Annotated in this window: 19 protein-coding genes and 1 riboswitch; of the genes, 11 read left to right on the top strand and 8 right to left on the bottom strand. The window is 50.5% G+C overall.

What is annotated here, in order from left to right; all coding sequences use genetic code 11:
• Window positions 1-16: 16 nt before the first annotated feature.
• The 4 genes from ACLD72_RS12475 to ACLD72_RS12460 form a co-directional block, all read right to left on the bottom strand.
• Entirely contained in the window at window positions 17-4,885 is a 4,869-nt protein-coding gene (locus ACLD72_RS12475; RefSeq protein ID WP_458475794.1) for a hypothetical protein, read from the bottom strand.
• A gap of 113 nt (window positions 4,886-4,998) precedes the next feature.
• Window positions 4,999-6,027, bottom strand: coding sequence for a hypothetical protein (locus ACLD72_RS12470; RefSeq protein ID WP_458475793.1), 1,029 nt, complete (start codon window positions 6,025-6,027; stop codon window positions 4,999-5,001).
• 141 nt (window positions 6,028-6,168) lie between these two features.
• The gene (locus ACLD72_RS12465) at window positions 6,169-7,380 is read right to left on the bottom strand and encodes a DUF6055 domain-containing protein (RefSeq protein ID WP_458475792.1); all 1,212 of its coding nucleotides are present in this window, start codon (window positions 7,378-7,380) and stop codon (window positions 6,169-6,171) included.
• A 517-nt stretch (window positions 7,381-7,897) separates the two neighbouring features.
• Window positions 7,898-8,233: a hypothetical protein gene (locus ACLD72_RS12460; protein WP_410999785.1), complete on the bottom strand. Its 336-nt coding sequence runs from the start codon at window positions 8,231-8,233 to the stop codon at window positions 7,898-7,900.
• 207 nt (window positions 8,234-8,440) lie between these two features.
• On the opposite strand from ACLD72_RS12460, the gene ACLD72_RS12455 reads away from it, so the two are divergent.
• Entirely contained in the window at window positions 8,441-9,781 is a 1,341-nt protein-coding gene (locus ACLD72_RS12455) for an N-acyl-D-glucosamine 2-epimerase (RefSeq protein WP_410999783.1), read from the top strand.
• Here the strand turns inward: ACLD72_RS12455 and ACLD72_RS12450 are convergent.
• Window positions 9,778-10,734: an FUSC family protein gene (locus ACLD72_RS12450; RefSeq protein ID WP_410999781.1), complete on the bottom strand. Its 957-nt coding sequence runs from the start codon at window positions 10,732-10,734 to the stop codon at window positions 9,778-9,780. The genes ACLD72_RS12455 and ACLD72_RS12450 overlap by 4 nt on opposite strands.
• 410 nt (window positions 10,735-11,144) lie before the next feature.
• Here ACLD72_RS12450 and ACLD72_RS12445 point away from each other — a divergent pair, with 410 nt between their 5' ends.
• The 10 genes from ACLD72_RS12445 to ACLD72_RS12400 all read left to right on the top strand — a co-directional run bounded on the left by ACLD72_RS12445 (window position 11,145) and on the right by ACLD72_RS12400 (window position 20,965).
• Window positions 11,145-13,097 carry a BglG family transcription antiterminator gene (locus tag ACLD72_RS12445; RefSeq protein WP_410999779.1) on the top strand — a complete coding sequence of 651 codons (1,953 nt, stop codon included), beginning with the start codon at window positions 11,145-11,147 and terminating at the stop codon, window positions 13,095-13,097.
• A gap of 89 nt (window positions 13,098-13,186) precedes the next feature.
• Window positions 13,187-13,501 carry a PTS lactose/cellobiose transporter subunit IIA gene (locus ACLD72_RS12440; RefSeq protein ID WP_410999777.1) on the top strand — a complete coding sequence of 105 codons (315 nt, stop codon included), beginning with the start codon at window positions 13,187-13,189 and terminating at the stop codon, window positions 13,499-13,501.
• Between the two features lie 14 nt (window positions 13,502-13,515).
• Window positions 13,516-13,815 (top strand): PTS sugar transporter subunit IIB, encoded by a 300-nt coding sequence (locus tag ACLD72_RS12435; protein WP_036621177.1) that lies wholly within the window; start codon window positions 13,516-13,518, stop codon window positions 13,813-13,815.
• Window positions 13,816-13,893: 78 nt separating this feature from the next.
• Window positions 13,894-15,198 (top strand): PTS sugar transporter subunit IIC, encoded by a 1,305-nt coding sequence (locus ACLD72_RS12430; RefSeq protein WP_410999775.1) that lies wholly within the window; start codon window positions 13,894-13,896, stop codon window positions 15,196-15,198.
• 89 nt (window positions 15,199-15,287) lie between these two features.
• Window positions 15,288-16,568 carry an apiosidase-like domain-containing protein gene (locus ACLD72_RS12425; protein ID WP_410999773.1) on the top strand — a complete coding sequence of 427 codons (1,281 nt, stop codon included), beginning with the start codon at window positions 15,288-15,290 and terminating at the stop codon, window positions 16,566-16,568.
• 74 nt (window positions 16,569-16,642) lie between these two features.
• Window positions 16,643-16,743: riboswitch (TPP riboswitch) on the top strand.
• Window positions 16,744-17,073: 330 nt separating this feature from the next.
• Window positions 17,074-17,709, top strand: coding sequence for a thiamine phosphate synthase (locus ACLD72_RS12420; RefSeq protein ID WP_316561010.1), 636 nt, complete (start codon window positions 17,074-17,076; stop codon window positions 17,707-17,709).
• A gap of 12 nt (window positions 17,710-17,721) precedes the next feature.
• Window positions 17,722-17,928, top strand: coding sequence for a sulfur carrier protein ThiS (gene thiS / locus ACLD72_RS12415; RefSeq protein WP_410999771.1), 207 nt, complete (start codon window positions 17,722-17,724; stop codon window positions 17,926-17,928).
• A 5-nt stretch (window positions 17,929-17,933) separates the two neighbouring features.
• The gene (locus ACLD72_RS12410; protein ID WP_410999769.1) at window positions 17,934-18,704 is read left to right on the top strand and encodes a thiazole synthase; all 771 of its coding nucleotides are present in this window, start codon (window positions 17,934-17,936) and stop codon (window positions 18,702-18,704) included.
• A gap of 10 nt (window positions 18,705-18,714) precedes the next feature.
• Window positions 18,715-19,818, top strand: coding sequence for a 2-iminoacetate synthase ThiH (thiH, locus tag ACLD72_RS12405; RefSeq protein WP_410999767.1), 1,104 nt, complete (start codon window positions 18,715-18,717; stop codon window positions 19,816-19,818).
• A gap of 232 nt (window positions 19,819-20,050) precedes the next feature.
• Window positions 20,051-20,965: a glycosyltransferase family 2 protein gene (locus ACLD72_RS12400; protein WP_410999765.1), complete on the top strand. Its 915-nt coding sequence runs from the start codon at window positions 20,051-20,053 to the stop codon at window positions 20,963-20,965.
• 150 nt (window positions 20,966-21,115) lie between these two features.
• Here ACLD72_RS12400 and ACLD72_RS12395 read toward each other — a convergent pair whose 3' ends face one another.
• From ACLD72_RS12395 to ACLD72_RS12385, 3 genes are all read right to left on the bottom strand, one after another.
• The gene (locus ACLD72_RS12395) at window positions 21,116-22,285 is read right to left on the bottom strand and encodes an Acg family FMN-binding oxidoreductase (RefSeq protein WP_410999821.1); all 1,170 of its coding nucleotides are present in this window, start codon (window positions 22,283-22,285) and stop codon (window positions 21,116-21,118) included.
• A 26-nt stretch (window positions 22,286-22,311) separates the two neighbouring features.
• Window positions 22,312-22,980 (bottom strand): TetR/AcrR family transcriptional regulator, encoded by a 669-nt coding sequence (locus ACLD72_RS12390; protein ID WP_410999763.1) that lies wholly within the window; start codon window positions 22,978-22,980, stop codon window positions 22,312-22,314.
• Window positions 22,981-23,157: 177 nt separating this feature from the next.
• The gene (locus ACLD72_RS12385) at window positions 23,158-23,814 is read right to left on the bottom strand and encodes a copper amine oxidase N-terminal domain-containing protein (protein WP_410999761.1); all 657 of its coding nucleotides are present in this window, start codon (window positions 23,812-23,814) and stop codon (window positions 23,158-23,160) included.
• Between the last annotated feature and the right edge of the window lie 315 nt (window positions 23,815-24,129).

The raw sequence follows: 24,129 nt of genomic DNA, 5'->3' as shown, positions 1-24,129 counted from the left end.
TAGTTGTTCCAACCGTTTAGAACGGATACACTTTTTTCACTCTTTGCATCAGGTTGCCTTTGGAGTCATACTCGTAAATCAATTTGTCTCCGGTCGGAAAAGTCATTTGCAGAAGCTTCCCGTCCAGGCTGTATTGCAGTTTCGTTTCCGGGACGATCGTCATTATCGATACGATCAATTGCAGTTCTAACGGAAGCCCGTTCTTTTCCGACAGCTTCAGGTACACGATTTGCCCGCTTGTCAAATCGGTTTCCAGCACGGTATAGTCGATGCCGAACTCCTGCGCGGCTTGTTCACTGGAGCCTATCGGTTCCAGCAGATCCGGACGGTCATACAGCGTCAAAACCGGCTGCTGGGCGAAATTGTTCATTTCCTTCGTCACAAAGCGATAACGCCCGGCTTCAGGAGCGACAAACCGGTAATAACCGTTTTCCCCGGCGGCCTTCTTAACGTCAAGCAGTTGACGATGCTGGAGCTCTTCAAATATGTGCTCCTGAGCTTCGGCGAATTCAAATATCCGGTAAGGCGCCGCATAAACCACAGGATTCGCCGATGTCGTCTTGACTTGTATTTTTCCGCCGGAAGGTACGCCATAGGAAGTCACCGTTTGTTCTCCTTGCCGCACCACAGCTCCGCTTGAGTCAAAGATCGTGTAGTCGAAATAATGGCCGGACGACGTGCTGGCGTTTGTCGTAAGCTTAGCTTCAAAAGCACTTTTGTTTTTAAAGCCGATGCTTTGATTCGTTTCCAACGTTTTTTTCAGCAGCGCAGGTTCTGCACTTGGACTGGCCTCAAAGGCTTGTCCGTAGGTAAAAGTAACAGGGTTAGCCGTAGTTACCGTAACGACGACCTGATTTCCTGCGGGAACGGACAAGTTGCCGTCCTGATCGAACTCCGCTTTTTCCGGCTTTCCGTCCGTACCATAGATCGCGTAATCATACAGCGCCGGAATCGCGGCCTTTGCATCCGTCATCAAGGTCTGCGCGGAAGATTCCAAGTTGGTGAACAAATAGCTTTCATTGTTCGTTAAAGTTACTTGCCCTACCGCCGGATTTTCACCCGGCATCCCCGTGAACAGGGTGTATACCGCTCCAAAAGTAATGGAGGACGTGAGCGGCGTTACTGTAACGGAGTAGCCTTCACGAACCGCAACCGAAAATTGGTTGCTCGGGGCATCACTAGAAACGGTACCGTCTGGGGTCCGGACGACATAAGCAAACTTGTTCGTCGCGCTAGCATTACTGTACAAATACCCCGTTTGCTTGCTGACATTTTTATAGGTGTACGAACTGCCTGGGTTCACGGTCGCTCGCAGCAGCGCCGGATGATCTGCGGGAGCTACAGTAACCGGATCCGTATAGGATACTGTCATCGGGTTTGTCGATTGACCAGTAAGGATCGCGTATCCCCCGGCGGGAATCGTCACATTCTTCGTCTCCTCGAATACGCTGTTGTACACTTTGCCATCTTTGCTATAGACGACGACATCATATTTGCCCTGGACTTCGCTTACATCGCTATTTAACTTAATCTGCTCGGAGCCCGTATTGCTGACTTTATAAGACTCTCCCAGACGGATGACCTGCTTAGCTATGGGATTCTCGCTTGGCATCCCCGTGAACGAGGTGTATACCGCTCCAAAAGTGAGGGAGGCCGTAAGCGGTGTTACCGTAACGGAGTAGCCTTCACGAACCGCAACCGAAAATTGGTTGCTCGGGGCATCACTAGAAACGGTACCGTCTGGGGTCCGGACGACATAAGCAAACTTGTTCGTCGCGCTAGCATTACTGTACAAATACCCCGTTTGCTTGCTGACATTTTTATAGGTGTACGAACTGCCTGGGTTCACGGTCGCTCGCAGCAGCGCCGGATGATCTGCGGGAGCTACAGTAACCGGATCCGTATAGGATACTGTCATCGGGTTTGTCGATTGACCAGTAAGGATCGCGTATCCCCCGGCGGGAATCGTCACATTCTTCGTCTCCTCGAATACGCTGTTGTACACTTTGCCATCTTCGCTATAGACGACGACATCATATTTGCCCTGGACTTCGCTTACATCGCTATTTAACTTAATTTGCTTGGAGCCCGTATTGCTGACTTTATAAGACTCTCCCAGACGGATGACCTGCTTCCCCGTTTGATTTTCGTCCGGCTTGCCCGTGAACGAGGTATACACCCCTCCGAAAGTGATGGAGGATGTGAGCGGCGTTATCGTAACGGAGTAGCCTGCTGAAACCGACACATAAGTATAATGGCTCGGGGCATCGCTAGAAACGGTGCCGTCCGGACGTCGGATGACATAAGCAAACCTGTTCGCCGTGGTTGCATTACTGTATAAGCGTTCCAATTCATTACTAGTGTTGACATAGGTGTATGAAGCACCTGGGGCTACAGTCGCTCGCAGCAGGGCCGGATGATCTGCGGGGGTTACTGTGACCGGATCCATATAGGAGATTGTCACCGAGTTTACCGATTGTCCAGTGAGGATCGCGTACCCCCCGGCTGGAATCGACACATTTCCCTTCTCCTCAAACGTGGAACTGTGGACGCTACCGTCATCGCTATAGACGGCGACATCATATTTGCCCCCCACCTCGCCTGCGTCGCTATTTATTGTGATCAGCTTGGAGCCCGTATTGCTGAACTTATAAGATTCCCCCAGACGGATGACCTGCTTCACCATTTGATTTTCGTCCGGTTTACCCGTGAATGAGGTATACACCCCTCCGAAAGTGATGGAGGATGTGAGCGGCGTTACCGTAACGGAATAACCTGCCTGAACCGGCACATAAGTATGGCGGCCCGGGCCATCGCTAGAAACGGTGCCGTCCGGACGCCGGATGACATAAGCAAACTCGTTCGTAGCGGTATCATTACTGTACAAGTTTTCTGTCTCATCGCTGATGTTTACGTAGGTGTACGAGTCTCCCGGAGCCACAGTTGCTCTAAGCAAAGCCGGGTGCTCCGCAGGGACAACGGTGAACGTATCCGTGTAAGAGATCGTCACTGGAATTGCCGATTCCCCAGTGAGGATCGCGTATCCCCCGGCGGGAATCGACACATTTCCAGTTTCTTCAAACGTGACGCTGTGGACGCTTCCGTCACCACTATAGACGGCGACATCATACTTGCCCCCCACCTCGCCTGCGTCGCTGTTTATTGTGATCAGCTTGGAGCCCGTATTGCTGAACTTATAGGATTCTCCCAAATGGATGACTTGCTTGGAGATCGCTTCACCCGGCTTGTCCTTCCAGGAGAACAGGCGATAGTTCGCGCCAAAGGTCACCGGAGCGGACACGGTCGTGACCACAATTGAGTTGCCCCCGGACACCTGAGGGTTGGTATACGTATTTTCGCGCTTGCCTTGCTGCGTTCCGTCAGGATAATACTCCACCCAATCAAAACGATTGTCCTTTGTCGCATTACTGCGTAAATACCGCGCGGACGAAGTGATGTTCTTGAACTCATAACTTTCGCCTTGCGAGAGAGTCATTCTGAAATGTGAAGACTCATCGCTTGGATCGGCGGAAAAGTCGTCGGTATAGTCAAAGGTAACAGCAGCTGTGCCTTGTACGGTAATAATTGCAAAACCGCCTGCGGGCAACCAAGGCGTGCTGATGGAGTCAAACCCTTCGGAGGAATAGCTGCCATCCGCTTCAAAAACCGTGTAATCGTACAAACCGTCTACCTTTCTCGCGTTGTTTTTAATCGGATTGCGAAGCGTTCCGTTATTCGTAAACTTGTAAGACACTCCAGGGGATAACGTTATCCGCGTAATCGCATCATCTTCCCGGCCTCCGCTCATAAATGTTCTATACGGAGCCCCCACACGAACCGGATTTTCGGTGAGAAGTGTAACCACAGCGTATCTTCCTACAGCTACCTGGGGCAGAGTAGTAGTATTCGTTCCCCGGGAGGTTTCCGTGCCTTCCTCGTTATAAACAACGTAGTCAAATTTATCTTTGGTTGACCCGGAATGTTCGATCCGGTCGGATTTTGTGCCTACATTGGTAAATTTATAGCTTTCCCCCGAGTTCAGTAAAACGCTATCGTAAGCGGGTTCGTCACTTTCATAACCAGAATAGCCTTCGTAAGGAACCGCGACCGTTACCGGATTGTTTGAAGCCCCCGTCAGAACAATTTCGTTTCCAACGCCGAGTATAGGTTTGGACACCGAGTCTAAACCAGAGCTGACTAAAGAGCCATCGTCTTTATAAATCGCATAGTCATAACTTTTTTCTTTTGAAGTTGAAGCATCGCTCATGATACTTCTGGCTGCGTCGCCTTGGTTGGAAAAAATATAGTTTTCTCCACGAACTAGTGATTTTTTCAATAAAGCTGGAGTTGAAGAATAACTGTAAGTTAATTCCGGTTTAAATTTGACAGTAAGTGGCTGGTCGTAGTCCACGGTAATGACCGAAGTATAGCCATCCTGCATACCGACAGTCCCGGTAGAGCACATATCCTCAGAAACTACCTTTCCATTGCTGTTGTATGAGACATAGTCGTAACAAATACCATTCGATGGCTTAGCATCCGCAGTTATGGCGATATAACCGCCAGAGTCGTTCGTAAACCGGACGCTTTCTCCCGGATGGATCACCAGCTCCGTTTTCTCCACCGCAAGCAGGGCGCGGTAAACGCTGTCCGTCACGGACTGCCCTTCAGGCAAAGCCGGAGATTCGACTGCTTCGAGATCTTGCCCCGGCGGCTGAAGCAACCCGGGCCCTATTAATTCTTCGGACAGCAAATACGGTTTCGCACCAGCGGCCACCCTCAGAGTGGGATCATTGTCCCCTTCGGCAAAAACCGAGATAAGCCCCTCATTTCCGATGAGCAGTAAAAAAGCCATCACAACAAGAAGCAACTTCCTCAATCTCATTTAAGTCCCTCTCTTTCCAGATTAAGTATTAATAGACTCTTTTGTTTTATCGTCTTTTCATAAAAATTCTTAAATAGGAAAATTGCAACTTTCTAAAAAAAGAAGCCAACCCCTTATAATTTCAAGGAGTTGGCTTTTTGATCAAAGACTTTCTGGCTACGAGTAAGAGAATTATTTTCGGCTAACACCCGATTCACCGTGTCAAGCAACGATCGGATGGAATCCTGATCCAACAAGATACTGACTCCCTCCGGAACCTGTTCCGCCTGCTCATGGTCGAAATCCGCAAACTTTTCATGTTCGGCTAATTGAAATAACACGCATTTTTTCAAATCCTGCCACGAGTTAACCGGAGGCTGCCCGTCCAGATAAACCACATAAACCAAGCCCTGGCCAAGGTCAAAATACAAGCAATTTTTATGTCTGCGCGGTGCTAAGAGATTTGCCCCCGTTAATTGAACGGAGTGAATAACCTCGTCTCCGGACAACTCCAACGACAGTACCTGATGGGTGTCCCCATCAACGATTAGCGTAAGAAACGGAACAAATCCGGCAAAAAACCGCAGGGCAACGGACTCACGCAAATCCTCCTCAAACGTCCAACCCTGCGGCTGCAAAACAAAGGTTTCGCCCCGGTCAAAATAAGCTTTTTGTAGAAACCGTTTTATATCTTCAGTCCCTGAAGCATCATAAGCTTGTAGCCTGCCGGTTTCAACCGTATAATACAGTAGGCTTCTTCGGCTCCATTGGCGTTCCGTTGGCCGCGGCTCCCGGTACAAATCCTTTAACACCGGAAATATTCCGGTGTCAGCAGCGTCAAACAGCTCAGCTGAGCCTTTTTTTAACCGCTGCATGTTTACCTCCTCCACCTTGTCCCCCCGGATCAGATACCTCACCTTTTCAAAATGCACCGCCAACTGGTCCACCACTAAATTGCGCATCTCTTCGTCATCCGCCGGAAGGATAACCATCGTGTCCGGTTCCAACCAAAGGCTCGCCGCCGTAAAAAATTGCCCCAATGCCGTCATAGTTTGCGGAATCCGGTTTAGGTCCGCTTTTTCCATGCGGAAATCCGGGCTGTCGAAAACCATTCTTTCTTCACCAACATATTCAATTAAGCTGCTGCCCCTGATCCAATCCATCATGGCTCCTCCAATCCATCATTTGGTTATATCATTTAATATACAAAAAAAGCAGACCCGTCAGGTAGAGTCTGCTTTTTTTGAAATACAAGATCAGTCCGTTATCTTTGAAAGGAATCTAAATCTTGAATCACTTTTGCTTTAATTCGCCGTCACCTTTACTTTATAAGGGTACGTAATGCCATCCTGATTAATATCAAGATATTGAATTTGGTCAGGCGTTGCGGAAACGACTAGATAAACGGCTTTTTCATCGCCTTGCAGACGGACGGTGTTTTGACCGTTATTCCATATTGTAGAATATCTGGCGTCTCCCGCATGCGTTACGGTAACAATGCTGGCCCTCCAATCAGCGCCTCTCGCCGTGCTCGTTCCTTGGAAATCAACCGTGACGGAAGTTTTGCTTAAATCGATATTCAAAGGAACAATGTTATATCCTGTCTGTTGCGGAGCTTTGCTGGCAGGCACAGTCATCCAGCCATCGCTTTGTTTTTCCAAAGTCGTATAAATCTTTTCATAATTGCCGCGGGTTCTCAAAAGATCATCCAAATAATCCAAATAATATTCCTGACTCTTAAAGTCCATCGTTACCATTCTTCTCGCCATTCCGCCCAGGATTTCTTTAATAGAAACGCCTGTTACCTTTTCCATGGATGCAAAATAGGTAGAGTCCTCCCGGCCGTAAGTTAATAAATTCAGCAATGCTTGATGGCCAAGTCCGCCGAGGTTGTCCGGATTTTCGTTAATGTACAGGAAAATAGGCCAAGCATCGTACCAATTTTTTACATGCGGGAAATGGGATTCCGAATTCAGGACATAGGGGGCGAAAAAGTCAGAGGTTGGGCCGTATACCCTGCCGCCATAACTATAATAATCACTGCCTAAATATTCATTGCGCAGGAAGTTGGCAATCGCTTCATTCCACGCATAAGGGACAACTCCTCCGTTGTGGAAAATAAAGACATGCGCCAATTCATGGGGCACCACCCAGCTTGGCGGATCCACGCGCATGGCTCCCGGCATCATGACAATGAAGCCAAACGAATCTTGGTCAACGGACATATAAGCCCAATCATTAGAAATTTTATCCAGTCCAGTTTCCGCAATATAAATATTTGTTTTATATTTTCCGGTTATCCATGGGTTTTGAGAACTTCCGATATCCCCTAAGCCAATCTGATCAATGTAAAATGAACGAATAGCTTCCAGGTTTGCCAAATTACCTTCGGCAAATTGCCGATTTACGGTTCCGGTTGTATCCCTGTTGCCCCAAATAATCTGGAAATGCTCGGAGGTCGCACGATTTACGGAAGAATCGGATAAAGAATAAAAAGCGTACATCAAATTACCCATTTTCCTGACAAAGGTTTGTGAGAATTAGTCCGCAGGTTCAAATCCTGTCGTCCCGCTTTCTATAATATTCCCCATATTTTTCATCCACAGGGTTGTGTCGAAGCTGCCATATAATAGTTTTCCACAACCTATCATCGGCATTAACCAAACAATCAGAAAAACCTGCAATAAACCAGGCTGCCTAAGCCTGAGAAAATCCTGCAAAAAAACATAAGGGCAAAAAAGGGCGTTATTCCGGCGATATCCCCATTCAAAGAGAAATAGTGGTAATTTATGTCGTTATATTCCCCGGTCGCAGGGAAATACCCGCGTTCTGGATCATTCACAGGAACATAAGGACAAAAAATGCCGCTAATGAGGATGAACGTGCCTGGCTCCGGATAATAAGTACAAAAAGTTCCGCTATTTTGAAGGCTCAGCCAACGGTTCGCTGTTTCAGTAGCCGGCTATGTCAACCACCGTTTTCCAGGTTAAGCCTAAAAAAGACCTTGAGAACAATATCCCAAGATCCTTAGACTTACTGAAAAATAACATGAAAGAAGAATCCCTCTTTGCTATCAGTTGAAGATAGCAGGTAATATTCGAAGGAATCATTTTTATCTTCCCTAACATAGAACGTCGATTTATATTCAATAAATTTTACCAAAGAAGCAAAAATTGTTTTTACTGCTTGTAAGCTAAACTCTTTTAGTTTAATCACAATTTTATATTGACCTTCTTCGGCATCATACGCAACAGAGAAGTCTTCAACATTCTCTTGCCACGTCATAAAAAACGTTGCTTCTAACCAAATCCCTTTTTCACATGCTGTATTTAACGTTTTTGATAACTCCACCAAAACATCCTTAGTCATTCCATATCAACTCCACACCGTGCTCTTGCGGTTCAAAGTATTGCAGATATATAAATTTTATCGGCTATTTTTAATTTTACCTGAATAGGAAAAATGTACCTTTGTAAAAAGTTGCACAAAAACTTTAATCCCATTACCATGGAAACAAACGATGAATCGGGTTTGGGAGGCGTGCGGCCCTAGCCTGTAAGGGACGGTGAAGAACGAATGCGGAAAGAAGCTTGGCTCGGACCTTCCATTCAAATCGATCCGGCGTTTGCCTATTACCGGGACCGCTCGGCGGACAGCGTGGCGCGGGAGCTGAAGCAGGCCGGATACCGCTCTGTCCGGTATTTCGTTACGCGGGAGGACCGGGTAGACGGCAGATTGGTGGAAGCACTGAAGTACCATGGTTTGTTCGTCTGGGCGATGACGCTGGGGAACGGCACGTACGTCACCGACCATTTGCCGGCAGGTTGGGAGCGCTGGCGCATGGAGCTGTTGAAGCCGCCCCAGGACGGCTACACCCGCCTCTCCCCCCACAGCGAGGGTTACCTCAATTGGAAACGGCACTCCTTGGTCCGTCTCGTAGAAGAGCATCCGTTCGACGGGCTGGAAGTTGCCGAGGCGTATTTCCCGGAGTGGGACGGTCTGGCCACCGGAACGTACGGGGATGTTGGCCCGCTGGCTATAACCGCATTCCGCTCCTACAGCGGAACGCTTCCTCCGGAATTCGTGCACCGCACCTCCCCGGCCTATTACAAAAAAGACCGGGAGCGTTACCGCAAGTGGGTCGAATTCCGCGTTCACGCGGTCAACCGGTTTCTCGCCCGCCTTGTGAACGGCCCCGGGGGCATCCGCGAGGCACGGCCGAAGCTGCGCATCGCGACATGGTCCATTGCCGTCGATGCGGGCCGGGACCCGGTCGGCGCCGTCCGCGAGCTGCAGGGCATCGACGCTGGGGAGATGATCGCGGCCGTTAGGCCTGACCTGCACGTGCTGCAGACCCACTGGCCCGACTGGATGCGCCGGCGTCTTCCCGCCGATTATGCCCAGCGGTACCGCCCGTTCGCCGAACCGCTGCGCCGCCTGTATCCGGAGCTGCCGCTCGCGCTGCAGACCGATATCGGCTCGCAGCGCCAAATGCGGCGAAGCGCGGCATGGACGCAGCGGTTCGCCGAAACCGCGGATTCGCTTGGCTACGCCTCCTGGACCGCCTACGAATATTCCATCGGCGGGTGGATGTATGAGGAGCCGCCGCGGGCGGTGAAGGCGAGCCGCCTCGGAAAAGGTGCCGTACGCATCGATTTCAACAAGCGGATCGATACCGCTTCGGCGGAGCGGACGGAGCATTACCGCTTCCGATCAACGCAGGGGGAACGGATAACGCTCCCCGATTTGAATGCCGCCGCCGACGGCCAGTCGGTGACGCTGTGTTCAGAGCTTTTTCCCGCGGAACCGTTCGCCGCGGACATCCGCGGGGTACAGGATACACCCGATCGCTGGCATGTTCCCGGCTGCCTTGCGAACCGGAGCGACTGCAGCATCGTCGTGCCCGGACTGCCCTAGAACAATCGGTCCCCGTACTCAACTTTCACAGAACCTCCCGCCCACCGGATCCGCTCTTTCAGCGGAACGGGCAGCCCAAGCTGCTGCATTTCATCATAGATCCATTTCACATGATAGTCGTAAACGATGGCCGGCGCCGCGTCGGCCTCCATTCCGGTGTCTGCCTGTCCGGTACGGGGCCGCCCTGCCGCATCAGCCCCATCGCCGCCATCCGCCGCCGACAGATTCAAGCGATGCTCGTCAATCAGCCACCGCAAAATAATAAAATGCTCGTAAATATGCCGGTACGATTCGATTTCCTCGCCGATCTGGTCCATCGTATCGCCAAGATCTTTTTTTAGGTGGAACTCATATTTGCATAGCTGATAATAATTCTCCAGGCTGCTGAGCTGGGAACGAAGACCTTTTAAATCAGGTTCTTCGCCTTGTTCGGCCATTTGCTCGAACATCTCGGCCATCCGCTTGGCCAGCGCTTTGCGCGCCTTATGCAGGCTGACTTCATGCCTGGGCGGAAACACGACGTAATTGACGATGACCGCAACGGCGATCCCGATCAGCGTGTCGGTGATCCGGTGAAACCCGTAAGACAGCGGATTTTCGCCCGGTTTTAGATTAAGCATAATGGCCAGAAAAACGATGCACGCAATCGAAACCGATTTGTTCCATTTCAGCAAGTTGCAGACGTAGATCACGACCATGACCCCGATGGCGCAGTAAAACGCGTTCCGCGGCTCGAGAAAAGCAAAGCCGGCGCCGACGATCGCGCCGATAAACGTACCCATCGTCCGGTGTTTGCCTGCCTTAAACGAATTGGTCACCGAATTTTCCATCGAAATAATGGTAGCGATCGCCGCGTAAAAAGGATACTCCAAATGCAGAAGCGTTGACACAGTTAAGCAGATGAAAATAGCAATCCCCGTCTTCACATTGCGCAATCCGATGATCCATTTCAATAACATCAACCCCTAGTTAAACTCAGACCCGTATTATATAGAATGTCTTATATTGCTTCAACTATAAATCGCATGGAAACTCCACATTTTTTGCTTAGCGGCGGGTATAGGCGTTAAAGAACCCTATAGTGCCGCGTTTTTTTGATCCACCTTAAACTAAACGAATTGCTAAACTTAATTAGGACTCTAGAAGCTTTTTTAAATATTTACATCTTGCTCTTTTGCCAAATAGCATAGTAATATCGAATCAGCGTGTCATTTGCGGTTGTATTCATATAAACTTTATAAATTAAAACTAAACACACACTCAACACCCTCGTTAACTAACAACGATTATTAGATCATGCCCCTTATGGCAATGTTAAAACCACATGGAGCAAAATTCCGCATGAAAGGAGCTGCCTCTTGAAATGAATGCACGTATGGTTTCCATTCTCCAGCATTTGCTGGTTTCCGACGCTCCTGTCAAAAGCGAGTATCTTGCCAAATTGATTCAAGTCACTTCACGAACGATTCGCAGCGACATTCGGGAGCTGGATGATTTCCTGAACAAGCACGGGGCGACCATCGAACCTGTAAGATCAAGGGGGTATGCGCTCAAAATCACGGACGACCGTGCTTTCCGCGATTTGCTGCAGCAACTGTTCGTCGTAAACGAACCCAATGATCCCGCCTCTCCCGAATATCGTCAATTATATATGATCCGGCGGCTGCTGATTGCGGATCACTTTTTAAAATTGGAGGATTTGGCCGATGAGCTTTATGTCAGCCGATCTACCTTGAATAACGATTTCAAAGAGGTAAAGCGAAGCCTGCAAGCTTACGGAATATCAATAGAGACGCGCCCCAATTACGGCATCAGGCTTAAAGGCGATGAAATGCGGCTGCGCTTTTGCATGTCCGAATTTATCATCAACCGTTCAAGCGACGAGCAAATCGGCCGTTTGGAAAATACGCCGCGTATCCTCGCGCCCGGAGAGATGACCCTGATTCGCGGAATCATTCTGGAACAAATTCAAAAATTTGGCGTAGCCCTTTCCGATGTAGCCTTCAATAATCTGGTCATTCATATGGCGATTGCTTGCAAGCGAATTCGTGATGGCAATCAGGTAGCCATGCCTTCGGCGGAAATTGCGGATATTCGCGGCAACGAGGAATTTAAAGCCGCTGAGCAAATCGCGGCGTTAATCGGGGAAGAACTGGGTATGGTTTTTCCCGAGGCCGAGGTTGCTTATATCTCCCTGCATCTGTCCGGAAATAAATGGCTCGCGGGGATTAAAGATCAGCGAAGCGAGAGCTTAACGCCGGAAAAGCTGCTGGATACGCGAATCTACGAGCTTGGCAAAAGCATTCTTGCTGAGATCGACAGGGACTTGAACTTAAACGTCAGCCATGATTCCGAGCTGTTGATGGGCATATGCCTTCATCTGAAGCCGGCGCTAAATCGGGTGAAGTACGGGATGAACATTCGCAATCCGCTGCTGGACCATGTGAAAACCAATTATCCGCTAGCCTTTCAAGCCGGAGTCATTGCCGCCAAGCTGATTGAAAGCAAACTGAATATTGCGATTCCGGAAGCGGAAATGGGGTATTTAGCGATTCATGTCGGAGCCGCCATTGAACGGCAGCGAATGACTTCCCGGCCCAAACGCTGCCTCGTTGTCTGCACTTCCGGAGTCGGCAGTGCGCGCCTGCTGCAATATAAGCTGCAAAGCACGTTCGGGGCCCGGCTTGAAGTGGCGGAAACGACCCCGTACTATAAGCTTTCGCAGATTCCGCTGCATGCCATCGATTTTGTCGTCAGCACCGTGCCGATTCACCAGAGCTTGCCCGTTCCGGTCGTTGTAGTGCAAACCTTGCTTGGCACAGGCGATATGGATAAGATCGAAGCTTTGCTCAGCGGCAAAAAAGAGCACCCGCTCCGTTATATTCGCGAAGATCTTGTTTTTCTGCAACAAAGTTTTACAAGCAAGGAAGAAGTTATCTCTTTTCTTGGCAAGCGTATGCATGCCGCCGGTTTGATCCGTTCCGCCGAGGGGTTCATCGGACTTGTCCTGGAGCGTGAACATGCCGCGCCCACTGCCTACGGAAATTTAGTGGCCATCCCCCATCCGCTTATCCCGCAAAGCGACGGTACCGTATGGGCGGTTTGCACGCTGGGGCAGCCCATTGACTGGGCCGGCAAGCCCGTGCAGTTTGTTTGTCTGCTCAGCATAGACAAGAACGGCGAGGAACCCCCGACGACCATGTACGATCATCTGATGAGGATCGTGGATCATGCGGAAATCGTCCAGCAGATGCTAAATTGCGACTCTTATGATGAATTTGCCCGCATCCTGATTAGAGCAGCCGATTTCCGCTAGCAGCGGAAAAGGAATGCATACAGATATGTTATGAAATCGTATACACTGAGTTTGCAAGAGACAGAGATATTATTTACGAGGTGATAGCTGTGGATGAGTATCAGGAAATCATAATGGAGATCATTACAAATTCAGGTGTCGCCAAAAGCAAGGCGATGGAGGCCATCCTTCTCGCCCAAAAGGGGCAAACCGAACAAGCTGAAGCCTGTCTTCAAGAAGGCAAAGACGAACTGGTTAAAGCGCATAAGGCGCAAACCCGTTTGATTCAGGCGGAAGCAGGCGGAACCGCCCATGAAGTTACACTGCTGATGGTGCATGCCCAGGATCATCTGATGTCGGCGATCACGACGCGGGATTTGGCCGAACATATCGTGGAGCTTTACAACAGACTAAATAACCTGTAAGAGGAGGACAAACAATGAAACAAATTACGTTGGTTTGTGCGGCGGGAATGTCGACAAGCATGCTTGTACAGAAAATGAAGAAGGCCGCGGAGGCGCAAAATCTTGAAGTTGAAATCAGAGCTACTTCCGAAAGTTCTTTTAAAGAGTACGCGGACAAAACGGACGTGCTATTGATCGGACCGCAGGTCGGTTACCTGGAAGGCGATTTCAAAGCAAAGTATGAACCTCAAGGCATCAAAGTGAGCGTTATTAATACGATGGATTACGGGATGATGAACGGAGAAAAAGTGCTTGCCGACGCATTGGCCCTTTAAGATTTCAGCGCTTAATCCTAATAAATGGAAGCGTTCTCTAGCATCTCATTATGAAGCCTGGAGCAGGAGTTGAAAATAATGAACAATCAACCAAAGTTCTCGCACAAACTGCAAAGAGCGGCCGGGAAAATTCAGCAAAACCGTTATATGAGCGCCATTTCCAACGGGCTGATGTCCACCCTTCCATTCTTGATCATCGGCGCCTTCGCCACGCTTTTCTCCGCGCTGGCATGGGAGCCTTATCAAAACTTCATCGCACCGGTGAAAGGCATAATCGGCCTGGCCTCGACGATGACGACCGGAATTATCGCAGTGTACGCGGTATTCTTCATCGCTTACAGGCTGGCACAAGCTTTCGACAAGGATCCGCTGCTTCCCGCGGCTACCGCCTTGCTTTCGTTTTTAATCGTCACCCCCGTTCAGACTTTTGATACGGTACGGGCGTTGCCGATGCAATGGCTGGGGGCGCAGGGTTTATTCGTCGCCATGATCGTCGGCCTGCTCGCCTCGCGCCTGTACATCTGGATTGTCGACCGCAACTGGACGATCAAAATGCCTGACAGTGTTCCGCCAACCGTGGTTAAAACCTTTTCCGGACTGATTCCCGCCATTCTGGTGGCTCTGTTGTTCGTCATTGTGGCCGGCGTATTCATGCAAACTTCCTTCGGCACGGTCCATGACTTTATCTACACGTATCTGCAGTTGCCGCTGGAAGGACTTGGCGGATCGCTGGGGGCTTTGATCGCCGCGGTGCTGATTATGCAGGCGCTATGGATGTTCGGCATCCACGGAGCCATCGTTACTCTGGCGATCGTAAAACCGATTTGGATGAGCCTGGATTTGGCCAACCTGGAGGCGTTTCAAGCCGGAGCTCCGCTGCCGAACGTTATCGGCGTGGCTTTCTGGTCCATCTTCTGCAATTACGCACCGATGCTTGGTTTTACCCTGCTGCTGGTGTTTATGGCCAAAAGCAAGCAGCTGCGCACCATCGGCAAGCTGGGCCTTCCGGGAACCTTTTTCTCGATTCACGAACCGCTGATCTTCGGCATCCCGGTCGTATTGAATCCCATACTGGCCATTCCGTTTGTCGCAGCTCCCCTTGTGTGCGCAGTGCTCGGATACGTGGCCACCACCATCGGCCTGCTGCCGGCGCCAATTGGAATTTATCCGCCATTTGGGACACCGATTGTTGCGCTTGGTTTTATTGAAGGCAGCTGGAAATTGGCCGCGGCGCAGCTGGTGCTGATTCCGATTTGTATGCTGATCTACTATCCGTTCTTCCGGGCGCTGGACAAACAGCTCCTGAACAAGGAACGCGAAGCTGAGGAAAAGAATAAGCAAGAGGGGTCCGATGTGGCTACAGTAAGTCCGGTTTCCCTATAATAGTATGTAAAGAGAGACACCACGAAAAACGGCGGGAATTTTTAACCATCCGCCGTTTTTCGCCATTACGATAGCTGGAGTGAGAACCGATGATCAAACTGGGAATATCCGCAAACAAACGTTATTTCGTGCATGAGGGCGCGCCTTTTTTCTATTTGGCCGATACTGTCTGGAGCGCCTTTACCAATATTACCCTGGAGGAATGGGCTTACTATCTGGATTACCGCAAACAGCAGGGTTTTAATGTGCTGCAGATGAATTTGCTTAGGCAATGGGATGCCAGCGGCAGTGAGCTAAAGTTTGAACCTTTCGCCAGCGATGCGGGCGGCGGTTACAACTTTTTTGAATTCAACGAGTCCTATTTCGACAGAGCGGAAACGATGGTGCAAATGGCTGTAGATCGAGGCTTTGTCCCCGCGCTTGTCCTGTTATGGTGCAATTATATCCCGGATACCTGGGCTTCCAAGCTTCGTGAAGAGAAGAAGATGCCGCTGGAAGCGGTGGAGCCCTACGTCCGTTATGCAGCCAACCGGTTTTCCAAATATCATCCGATTTATGTGGTCAGCGGGGATACCGATTTTCCTTCCGAACGCGCTAAGCAATATTACTTAACCGCGCTGCGTGCCGTGAAACAGCATAGTCCGCAGTGTTTGACCACCCTGCATATCCAAGGCAGGCTGGCGATGTTGCCCGATGAATTTTCCGCCAATCCCGATCTCGATTTCTATATGTACCAGTCCGGCCATAATTCGCAATTTCAAGCTACGGCATATACGCTAGCGCTGGAGTTCTACAATAAGCCTAATACCCGGCCTACGATCAATTCCGAACCGTGTTATGAGCAGATGGGCTATAGCCGCCGGGTTTATGGCCGCTTTACCCGGGCCGATGTGCGCAAAGCCGCCTGGCAAAGCCTGCTTTCCGGGGCCGGAGCGGGAGTGACCTACGGGGCGCATGGGATTTGGAGCTGGCATCGGAAAGGCCAGCGCTTCGGCGTGACCGGCGAAGGCTTCGACAGCCCTTACGATTGGCGGTCCGCGCTCCAATTTGAAGGAGCCTGGGATTACGGTTTTGCCAAACGGCTGTTTGAGCTATACGAACTGACCGATTTACGCCCCTGGAACATTGTGCTGAAAAACACGGAGGAAATTCGCGCGGCCGCCACCGCCGACTTCACCAAGGTAGCCGTTTATGTGCCGGTCAACACCGTGCTGAAGTTGGATGCCGACCTTAGCGAATACGAATTTACGCTTATTGACCTGGAGCATCGGCGGTTCGCGCTCCCTCAAGTTACCGTTCGGGAGAACATCACGATCATTGAAATGCACGATTTCGAGGCTGATGTTTTATTGATCGGCAGCAAAAAATGATTTTGTTCACCATGAATGATTGTTATTTTGTGGATAATCATGTATATTGTAAAATGTAAATAAATCGCATATGGAATCGACACTAGGGGTGCCGCAAGGCTGAGACGAATGCAAATTCGGACCCTTTGAACCTGAACTGGTTAATACCTGCGTAGGGAAGTGGAGAGTTAAGAATGGATTGATGCCTGTCATGGCTTATTTCCCGTTATTGTTCTTAGCCGCCCTCCTGAAGGAGGGCGGTTTTTTGGCATTTATTTTAGCTCAAAACCAATAACGGTAAAAAATGTCGCTATTTTGCTGATATCCGTTCATTTGGGAGAAATAGAGGAAATTTATAGCGCTATTTTCCCCCGTCGCATGGAAATGCCCACGTTCTTGACCATTTACAGGAAAATAAGTACATAAAATGTCGCTAATGGAGATGAACAGGCTAGGGCTCAGGAAATAAGTACATAAAGTACCTTTATTTTTAGCATTGATATATGGAACTAGGAGTGATATCCGCATGATGAATCGTTCCCCATCCTATGCTGCGCCTGAACTTCATCTTATATCGGCCGAAGGAATCCGTGTCCATGAACTGCTGAGGGTGGCGATGGCTGTTCTTCCTTATGTCGATTACATTCATTTGCGCGATAAGCAGCTTTCGGCCAAAAAGCAGTTTGAGATGGTAAAGCTGATGCGCCAAGCGGGAGTACCGCTGGAAAAAATCGTCATCAACGACCGGCTGGATGTTGCGCTGGCCGCCGGTGCGGCAAATATTCAACTGGCTGGCCACAGTCTTCCGGCAGCTTCCGTACGCCCCCTTGCCCAAGGAATGCGAATGGGATGTTCCGTTCATTCCGCCGAGGAAGCGGCTGCGGCCGCGAGTGAAGGAGCGGATTACTGTCTTTTGGGCCATATCTATGATTCGTCCAGCAAACCCGGCCTTCCCGGGCGCGGGCTTAACATCCTGGCGGAGGTCTGCGCTCGCTGCCCTGTTCCGGTCATTGCCATTGGAGGAATACGGCCGGATAACGCGGCGGATATCATTCGCAACGGTGCGCAAGGTATTGCCGTTCTGTCCGGCCTCTACTCTTCCGCAGATCCGGCGGCGCAAGCCAAATCCTATCGCGACGCCATTCATGCCGCGTGGCCCTGAGAGGAGGTGAAAATGTTGCAGGTTCATTTAAATGGCAGGGACACCCTGCTGAAAGAAAATTGCGTTACGGTGGACGATTTATTGGCTGACAGCCCATGGAATAAGGAAAGAATTTTGGTGGAGCTGAATGGAACGGTTGTCCGAAAAGAGGCGTACACCAGTACCCGGCTGACCGAGGGCGATCACATTGAACTTGTACATTTTGTAGGGGGAGGCTGATAAGCATGGAAGATGTATTTCACATTGGCGGCAAGGTGTTGTCCAGCCGATTATTTATCGGCACCGGCAAATATAACCGGAACACGCTGATTCCCGAAGTGATCGCAAGGTCGGGAGCGGAAGTTATTACCGTAGCGTTAAGGCGGGTTAACCCGGACTGGGAGGAGGAAAATCTCCTTCACCATATCCCGCCGCATATGACGCTTTTGCCAAACACTTCCGGGGCCCGTAACGCCGAAGAGGCCATCCGGATCGCACGGCTTGCCCGGGCGGCGGACATGGGCCATTGGATCAAATTAGAGGTGATTAATGATCAGAGATACCTGCTTCCCGACAATATGGAAACGATCAGAGCCACGGAAGTGCTGGCCGCCGAGGGATTCGCGGTGTTCCCTTATATGAACCCGGATCTGACGGCTTCCTTCCGGTTAAGGGACGCGGGCGCTGTCGCGGTCATGCCGCTTGGGTCCCCGATCGGCAGCAACCGGGGCTTGCGCACCAAAGAGCTGATCGGCATGATGATCGAAGAAGCGGGGCTGCCTGTCATCGTGGACGCCGGAATCGGCCGGCCTTCGGAAGCGGCGGAAGCGATGGAAATGGGAGCCGCCGCCGTCTTACTGAACACGGCTATCGCCACCGCACGCGATCCGCTTGGCATGGCGGAAGCGTTCCGCGGTGCGGTAGCGGCGGGCAGACAGGCCTATTTGGCGGGATTGGGCCCGGTGCAGCAAGAAGCTGTCGCCTCCTCCCCATTAACCGGATTCCTGGACGAATAGGAGCGGACGAATGAGTTTTTATAACAGGCTATTGTCGTTGGAACAGTTTCCCTTTCAGGAGCGCTGGCCGCAATATTCCGCTGCGGATATTAGGCGGGTGCTGGCAAAACGGAAAATAAATGAAGAAGATTTGCTCGTTTTGCTGTCCCCGGCGGCCGGGAAGCACCTGGAGGAAATAGCGCAGATGGCCCGGCAAGTGACCCGGAGCCAGTTCGGTCATACCATACAGTTGTTTACCCCGATGTATGTGTCCGATTTTTGCGTGAATCACTGCGAATATTGCAGCTTTAGTTCTATCTACGATTTTCCGCGCAGAAAATTGGATATGCAAGAAGTCGAGCGGGAAGCGGCCGCGATCGCCTCTGCCGGCATCCGCCATATTTTGCTGTTGACGGGCGAATCGCGCAAAGACTCTCCGGTCGGATATATTAAGGATTGCGTCAAGGTTTTGCGCGGGTATTTTGCTTCGATCGGCATTGAAGTAAATCCTATGTCCACCGCCGAATACCGGGAGCTTGCCGAGGCGGGCGTTGACAGTTTAACCGTCTTTCAGGAAGTGTACCACCGGGAAACGTACGGGAAGCTGCATATTAAAGGCCCCAAGCGTAATTTTAAAAACCGCCTTGACGCGCCGGAGCGCGGCTCAGCGGCGGGATTTCGTTCCGTAAATATCGGCGCCCTGCTCGGTTTATATGATTGGCGGCAGGAGGCGTTTATTACGGCGCTGCATGCCAATTATCTTCAGCAGAAGTACCCTGACTGCGAGATCAGCTTGTCGATCCCGAGATTCCGCCCTTTTCTGGGAGACTTTCATCCGGCAGCGGAAGTGACGGACAGGGCGCTAGTGCAGATTATTGCCGCTTATCGCCTCTTTTTGCCCCGGGCCGGCATCACCTTGTCCAGCAGAGAACCCGCTCCATTGCGCGATAAACTGGTGCATCTCGGGGTGACCAAGATGTCGGCGGGGGTGTCCACGGCGGTTGGAGGTCACACCGATGCCGGAGGAACGCCGCAATTTAAGATCTCGGACGGGCGCAGCGTGCCGGAAATCCGCGAGATGCTATATCAGAACGGGCTGCAGCCGGTTTTTAAAGATTGGGATGCTCTTGTTTGAGAGATAGAAAAAGCAGCCCCTGGCGAGACTGCTTCAGGTAATCCATGGTATAACATTCCTGCACGGTAGAACGGCTTGCAAGGGCGGTATGGAATCGCCTATGAATACAGCGGACTTTCCCTTCCTCTCCTATCCACTAAACATATTTTTCCTTATCCGGTAGTTGCCAGTTTCTTGAAGTTAGAAGACAACATAGGATGACTAAGAAAATTACTTTAACCGGAAGGTAGGGATGGTTGTGCCCAAAGTTACTGTGCTTCTCTCAACTTACAATTCGTCGCGCTATATTCTTAAATCCGTAAAGAGTATTTTGGATCAGACATTTAAAGATTTTGAATTTATCATCATTGACGACGGATCCCAGGACGATACCTTAGCAAAATTGCAGCAAGTAAATGATCCCAGAATACGGCTCATAAGTCACAATACAAATAAAGGGTTAATTTTTTCCCTTAATCAAGGAATTGAAATGGCGAACGGCGAGTACATCGCCAGAATGGACGCCGATGATATTTCTGTCCCGAGGCGGTTTGAGCGTCAGGTCGCATTTCTCGACACCCACCCCGAAATTGGGGTGCTGGGAGGGTTTATGAAATGGCTTCATAACCGCAACCTTATCCCTAAACCGGTTACCCATGATGGAATTCGCTGTTGGCAAATGTTCCACTCTTGCATTTGTCACCCTACCATCTTAATGCGTACAAGTGTATTGCATAATCACGGCATCCGTTATGACGAACAATATAAACACGCGGAGGATTATGAACTGTGGGAACGGCTCGCTCAAGTCACCCGGCTGGCTAACTTGCCTTCTTGTGTACTTTATTACAGATCTCATGAAGGGCAAGTATCAAGGCAATACCTGACCATACAAAATGAGAGTGCAAAAAAGGTACGGTATAATCAGCTGCGGATGATCGGCATTACTCCGACCGAAGAAGAATACTGGATTCATAGACAATTGGCAAATTTTCATGTCCCAGTGTATGACCCCGAGTCTTATCAAAAAGCCATAGACTGGGTCAGTAAAATTATTCTTCACAATCATTCCGCTCAAGTTTACAATGAACAGACCCTTCAAAGCGTACTAAACAGATGCTTAATCTACTCCGGAAAAATGCCCGAAGCGGTTTACGAATCGGACTAGCGGACGTTTCTAAATATACTATACAAAACAGGAGTGAACCGGATAATCACCGGTTCACTCCTGTTTTGCTTAAACGCACCGCCGTACATTCGCTGCGTTATAAGGAGGTACCCGCCCGCGGATTTATCACGTAATTTCCGGATCATTCCGCTAATTTCCCACGATCAACTCCCGCACATCACGGCGCATCGTTTGCGGAACCTCCCGCGCAGGGCGGCCGATGCGGACAAGCATCTGGATGGTCTCTCCGCCGGGAGCATATTCACGGTGGATGCCATCGTACAGCTCCTTCATCTCGGCATATTCCTCCAACGCCTGGCTGAGCGGCTGCACCGCCAGCCCCAAGCGGTGCGCTTCCAGGATCAATTGGCTGTACGCCATGCCGCTGGCGATTTGACTCGTGCGGCTGTTGCCGTTCGAAAGGATCATCACGTAAGCGGAGGTGCCGGAGACCGACTCTTTAGCGATTCGCACATAGCGATCGGCCGCGGCTTGCCCGGCGTTCATCGAGGGGAACAAGGTAACCAACGCCTGAACAACATGCCGCATCATGCCGGAGGTTCCCTGCCCTTCCACGGAAAAGCCATACCGGTAACTGTTTTTCTCGCGTTCATTGGCGCGGAAGATAACGCCGGCTTCCTCCATTACGCGGCTTACGCCCGCTTCGACCTCGGCAGCTCTGAGCGCATAGCTTCCCAGCTTGCGCACATCTTCCTCGTCCTGGTACACCTTGACGGTGATGCCGCCCCCCACGCTCAAGCGTTCAAGCGTTTTGGCCTCTTCCAGGGCAAGCTTGCCCGGCTGATACGCCAATCTGTTCGTATCCGGCAAAAACAGGAAGTTATATAACGGCTCGCTTTGCGGGTCCGTTTGTTCAAGTTCGATCCGTGCCGCCGGTTTGGCGTCCATGCTTGCCCGCAGGTTTCCTTCGTCATATCCGCCATCCGGGAACAAAGCGACGGATGTTTCGTAACCCAACTGCCGTCCGGCCACCCGCACATACTCCAAAAACGTGCCCTGGCTCACCATCATTTGCCTTGAAAGCGGATCCGCTTGTTCGGACAGGCGCTCACTGTCGGCGTACAGATAAAAAGCCAGCGGATCGCTGTCGTCAAGCTTGATCTTCCACGGCTGCATGTTATGTCCGCTGGCCGCCAGCAAACCGTGGGCGGTAAGGCGAACACGCGGGTCGTCAAACTGCTGTACCGTATTTTTTGGCCAAGGCTCCAAATATTCGGCGGGCATATACGCTCCGCTAACCAGCAGCAGTCCCGCAAAGGCTGCCAGACCTAAACCTGCAATCCCTGCTATTGCTATCATCAAAGCTCTTCTCCCCCTTCGCCGGCTCATAGGGGGTCTCCTCCCCGTCCAGACTGAATAGACGAAATCATCAGTGCAACCGATTCCGAAACCAATTCCTCCGCCGTTGTGCCGTAATAGCTCTGGATGTATTTTTCCTTCTTGCTTGCGGTGTTAAAAACACCAATAATACAGGCCCATAAAACTAACGCCGTTTTGGCGGGATCGAGGTCGGCGCGGACGGAACCCTCCGCTATTCCTTTTTTCAGCAGGCTAATTAAGGTTCCCATGATTTCTTCGCCAAGCCCATAACATTCTTCCCTTGACGCATCCGGGATTCCTTTTTGAAAATCGCGTTCTCCGGTTTCGTATTCCATAATCGCCTTAAAATAGTCCGGAAACGTCCGGTTGAACCGGTACATCGTCCAGCCCATCCGCCTGATCGCTTCAATCGCGTCCGCAAAATCCCCGTTATTCAAATCCTCCTGCAGCATGCCGATCAGCCGTTTGTAACCCCGGATCATGATTTCAAAATAAATTTGTTCCTTGCCGGTAAAATAGATGTATACCGTTCTTTTGCTGAATTCCGCCGCCTTGGCTACGTCATCCATGGTGGCCGAATGGTACCCTTTTTCGAAAAAAACCTTCTCCGCCGCTTCGATGATATCGTTTCGGCGGATTTCCTGTTCTTTCTGTCTTCGTTCCCGAGTTCCCAATAGGCTCCCTCCCACCGTTTACGCATGCATGCAATAAAGTAAACTCTTAGTTTACTTTACATTGATCCGGATGGCCTTGTCAATGACTCCCTTCCAAAAAAGGGCAAACAAAAAGCACAAACGCCGCGGACGGGATTTGTACCCGTATATCGCAGCATTTGTGCTTATGGTTTAATATCACAGGGATATGTCCAAAACCTCCGACTCTTTATCGTAGCTTAAGTTTGCTTTCAATCCCTTGGCAACGGCTTGCGCCGGCACGTAAGTAACACCTTCGATGATCTTCGGGGCGGCACTGATCGTCTCTTGAACGCCATTATAGAACACCGTTGTGCTTCCGATGGTCAGCGTGATCTTATTGTCGTCTTTGGAGACGCCGATCGTTTGAGAGTCGGGATCCCAAGTCGTTGACGCCCCCAAACTTTTCGCCAATTCGCGCAGAGGTACGAGGTTCGTATTTTGAATCATGATGGGAGAATGCTCCATTGACACCTGCTCGCCGTTTATTTTCAACGTCAAATTTGTCGTTTGATAGGCGGGAGCGGCAGGCTTGCTGGACGTTTTCTTGTTCGCCGGCTTTTTCTTCGAAGTAGAACTGCTTTTTGTGCTCGAACCGGATTTACTGCTGCTGGATTTACCGCCGCCGGACTTGGAGCTTGAACCTCCGCCATTATGATAATGGTACTCCCCGTACTCCAGCCCCCACTTCTCGCAGTTGGTCCGGCACGTATGGCCTCCATTGGCATCGGTACGGCCCGGATGCGCACCGGCAGGGGCAGCGCTTGCCGCGACCATCATGATCGCCATACTCAAGACAACAATCCGCTTTTTCATGAATTCTACCTCCCGGATAATTTTTCCTATTTAATAGTAACATAGACCTAATAGACCGAATACCGATTCTAACGGACACCAGCGTCTTTATTTCACCGAAATCAAGCGTTTTCAAAACGTAACGGACACCAGAGACCTTATTTGGCAGTTAGACGCTGAATTTCGCTCCGTTTCAAGCAAATAAGAGCATCTCAGTCCGTTAGAAATTGGAATCCCGCCTTTTCAAACAAATAAGGGCATTCAGGTCCGTTAGCCGCACGCGATCGGGCCACCCGACGCCGAACAGACCAGATGACAACTCGCAACTCCCCCGAC

It is taken from the genome of Paenibacillus lacisediminis, from assembly GCF_046567315.2.
This window is presented reverse-complemented; position numbering and strand designations above follow the sequence as displayed.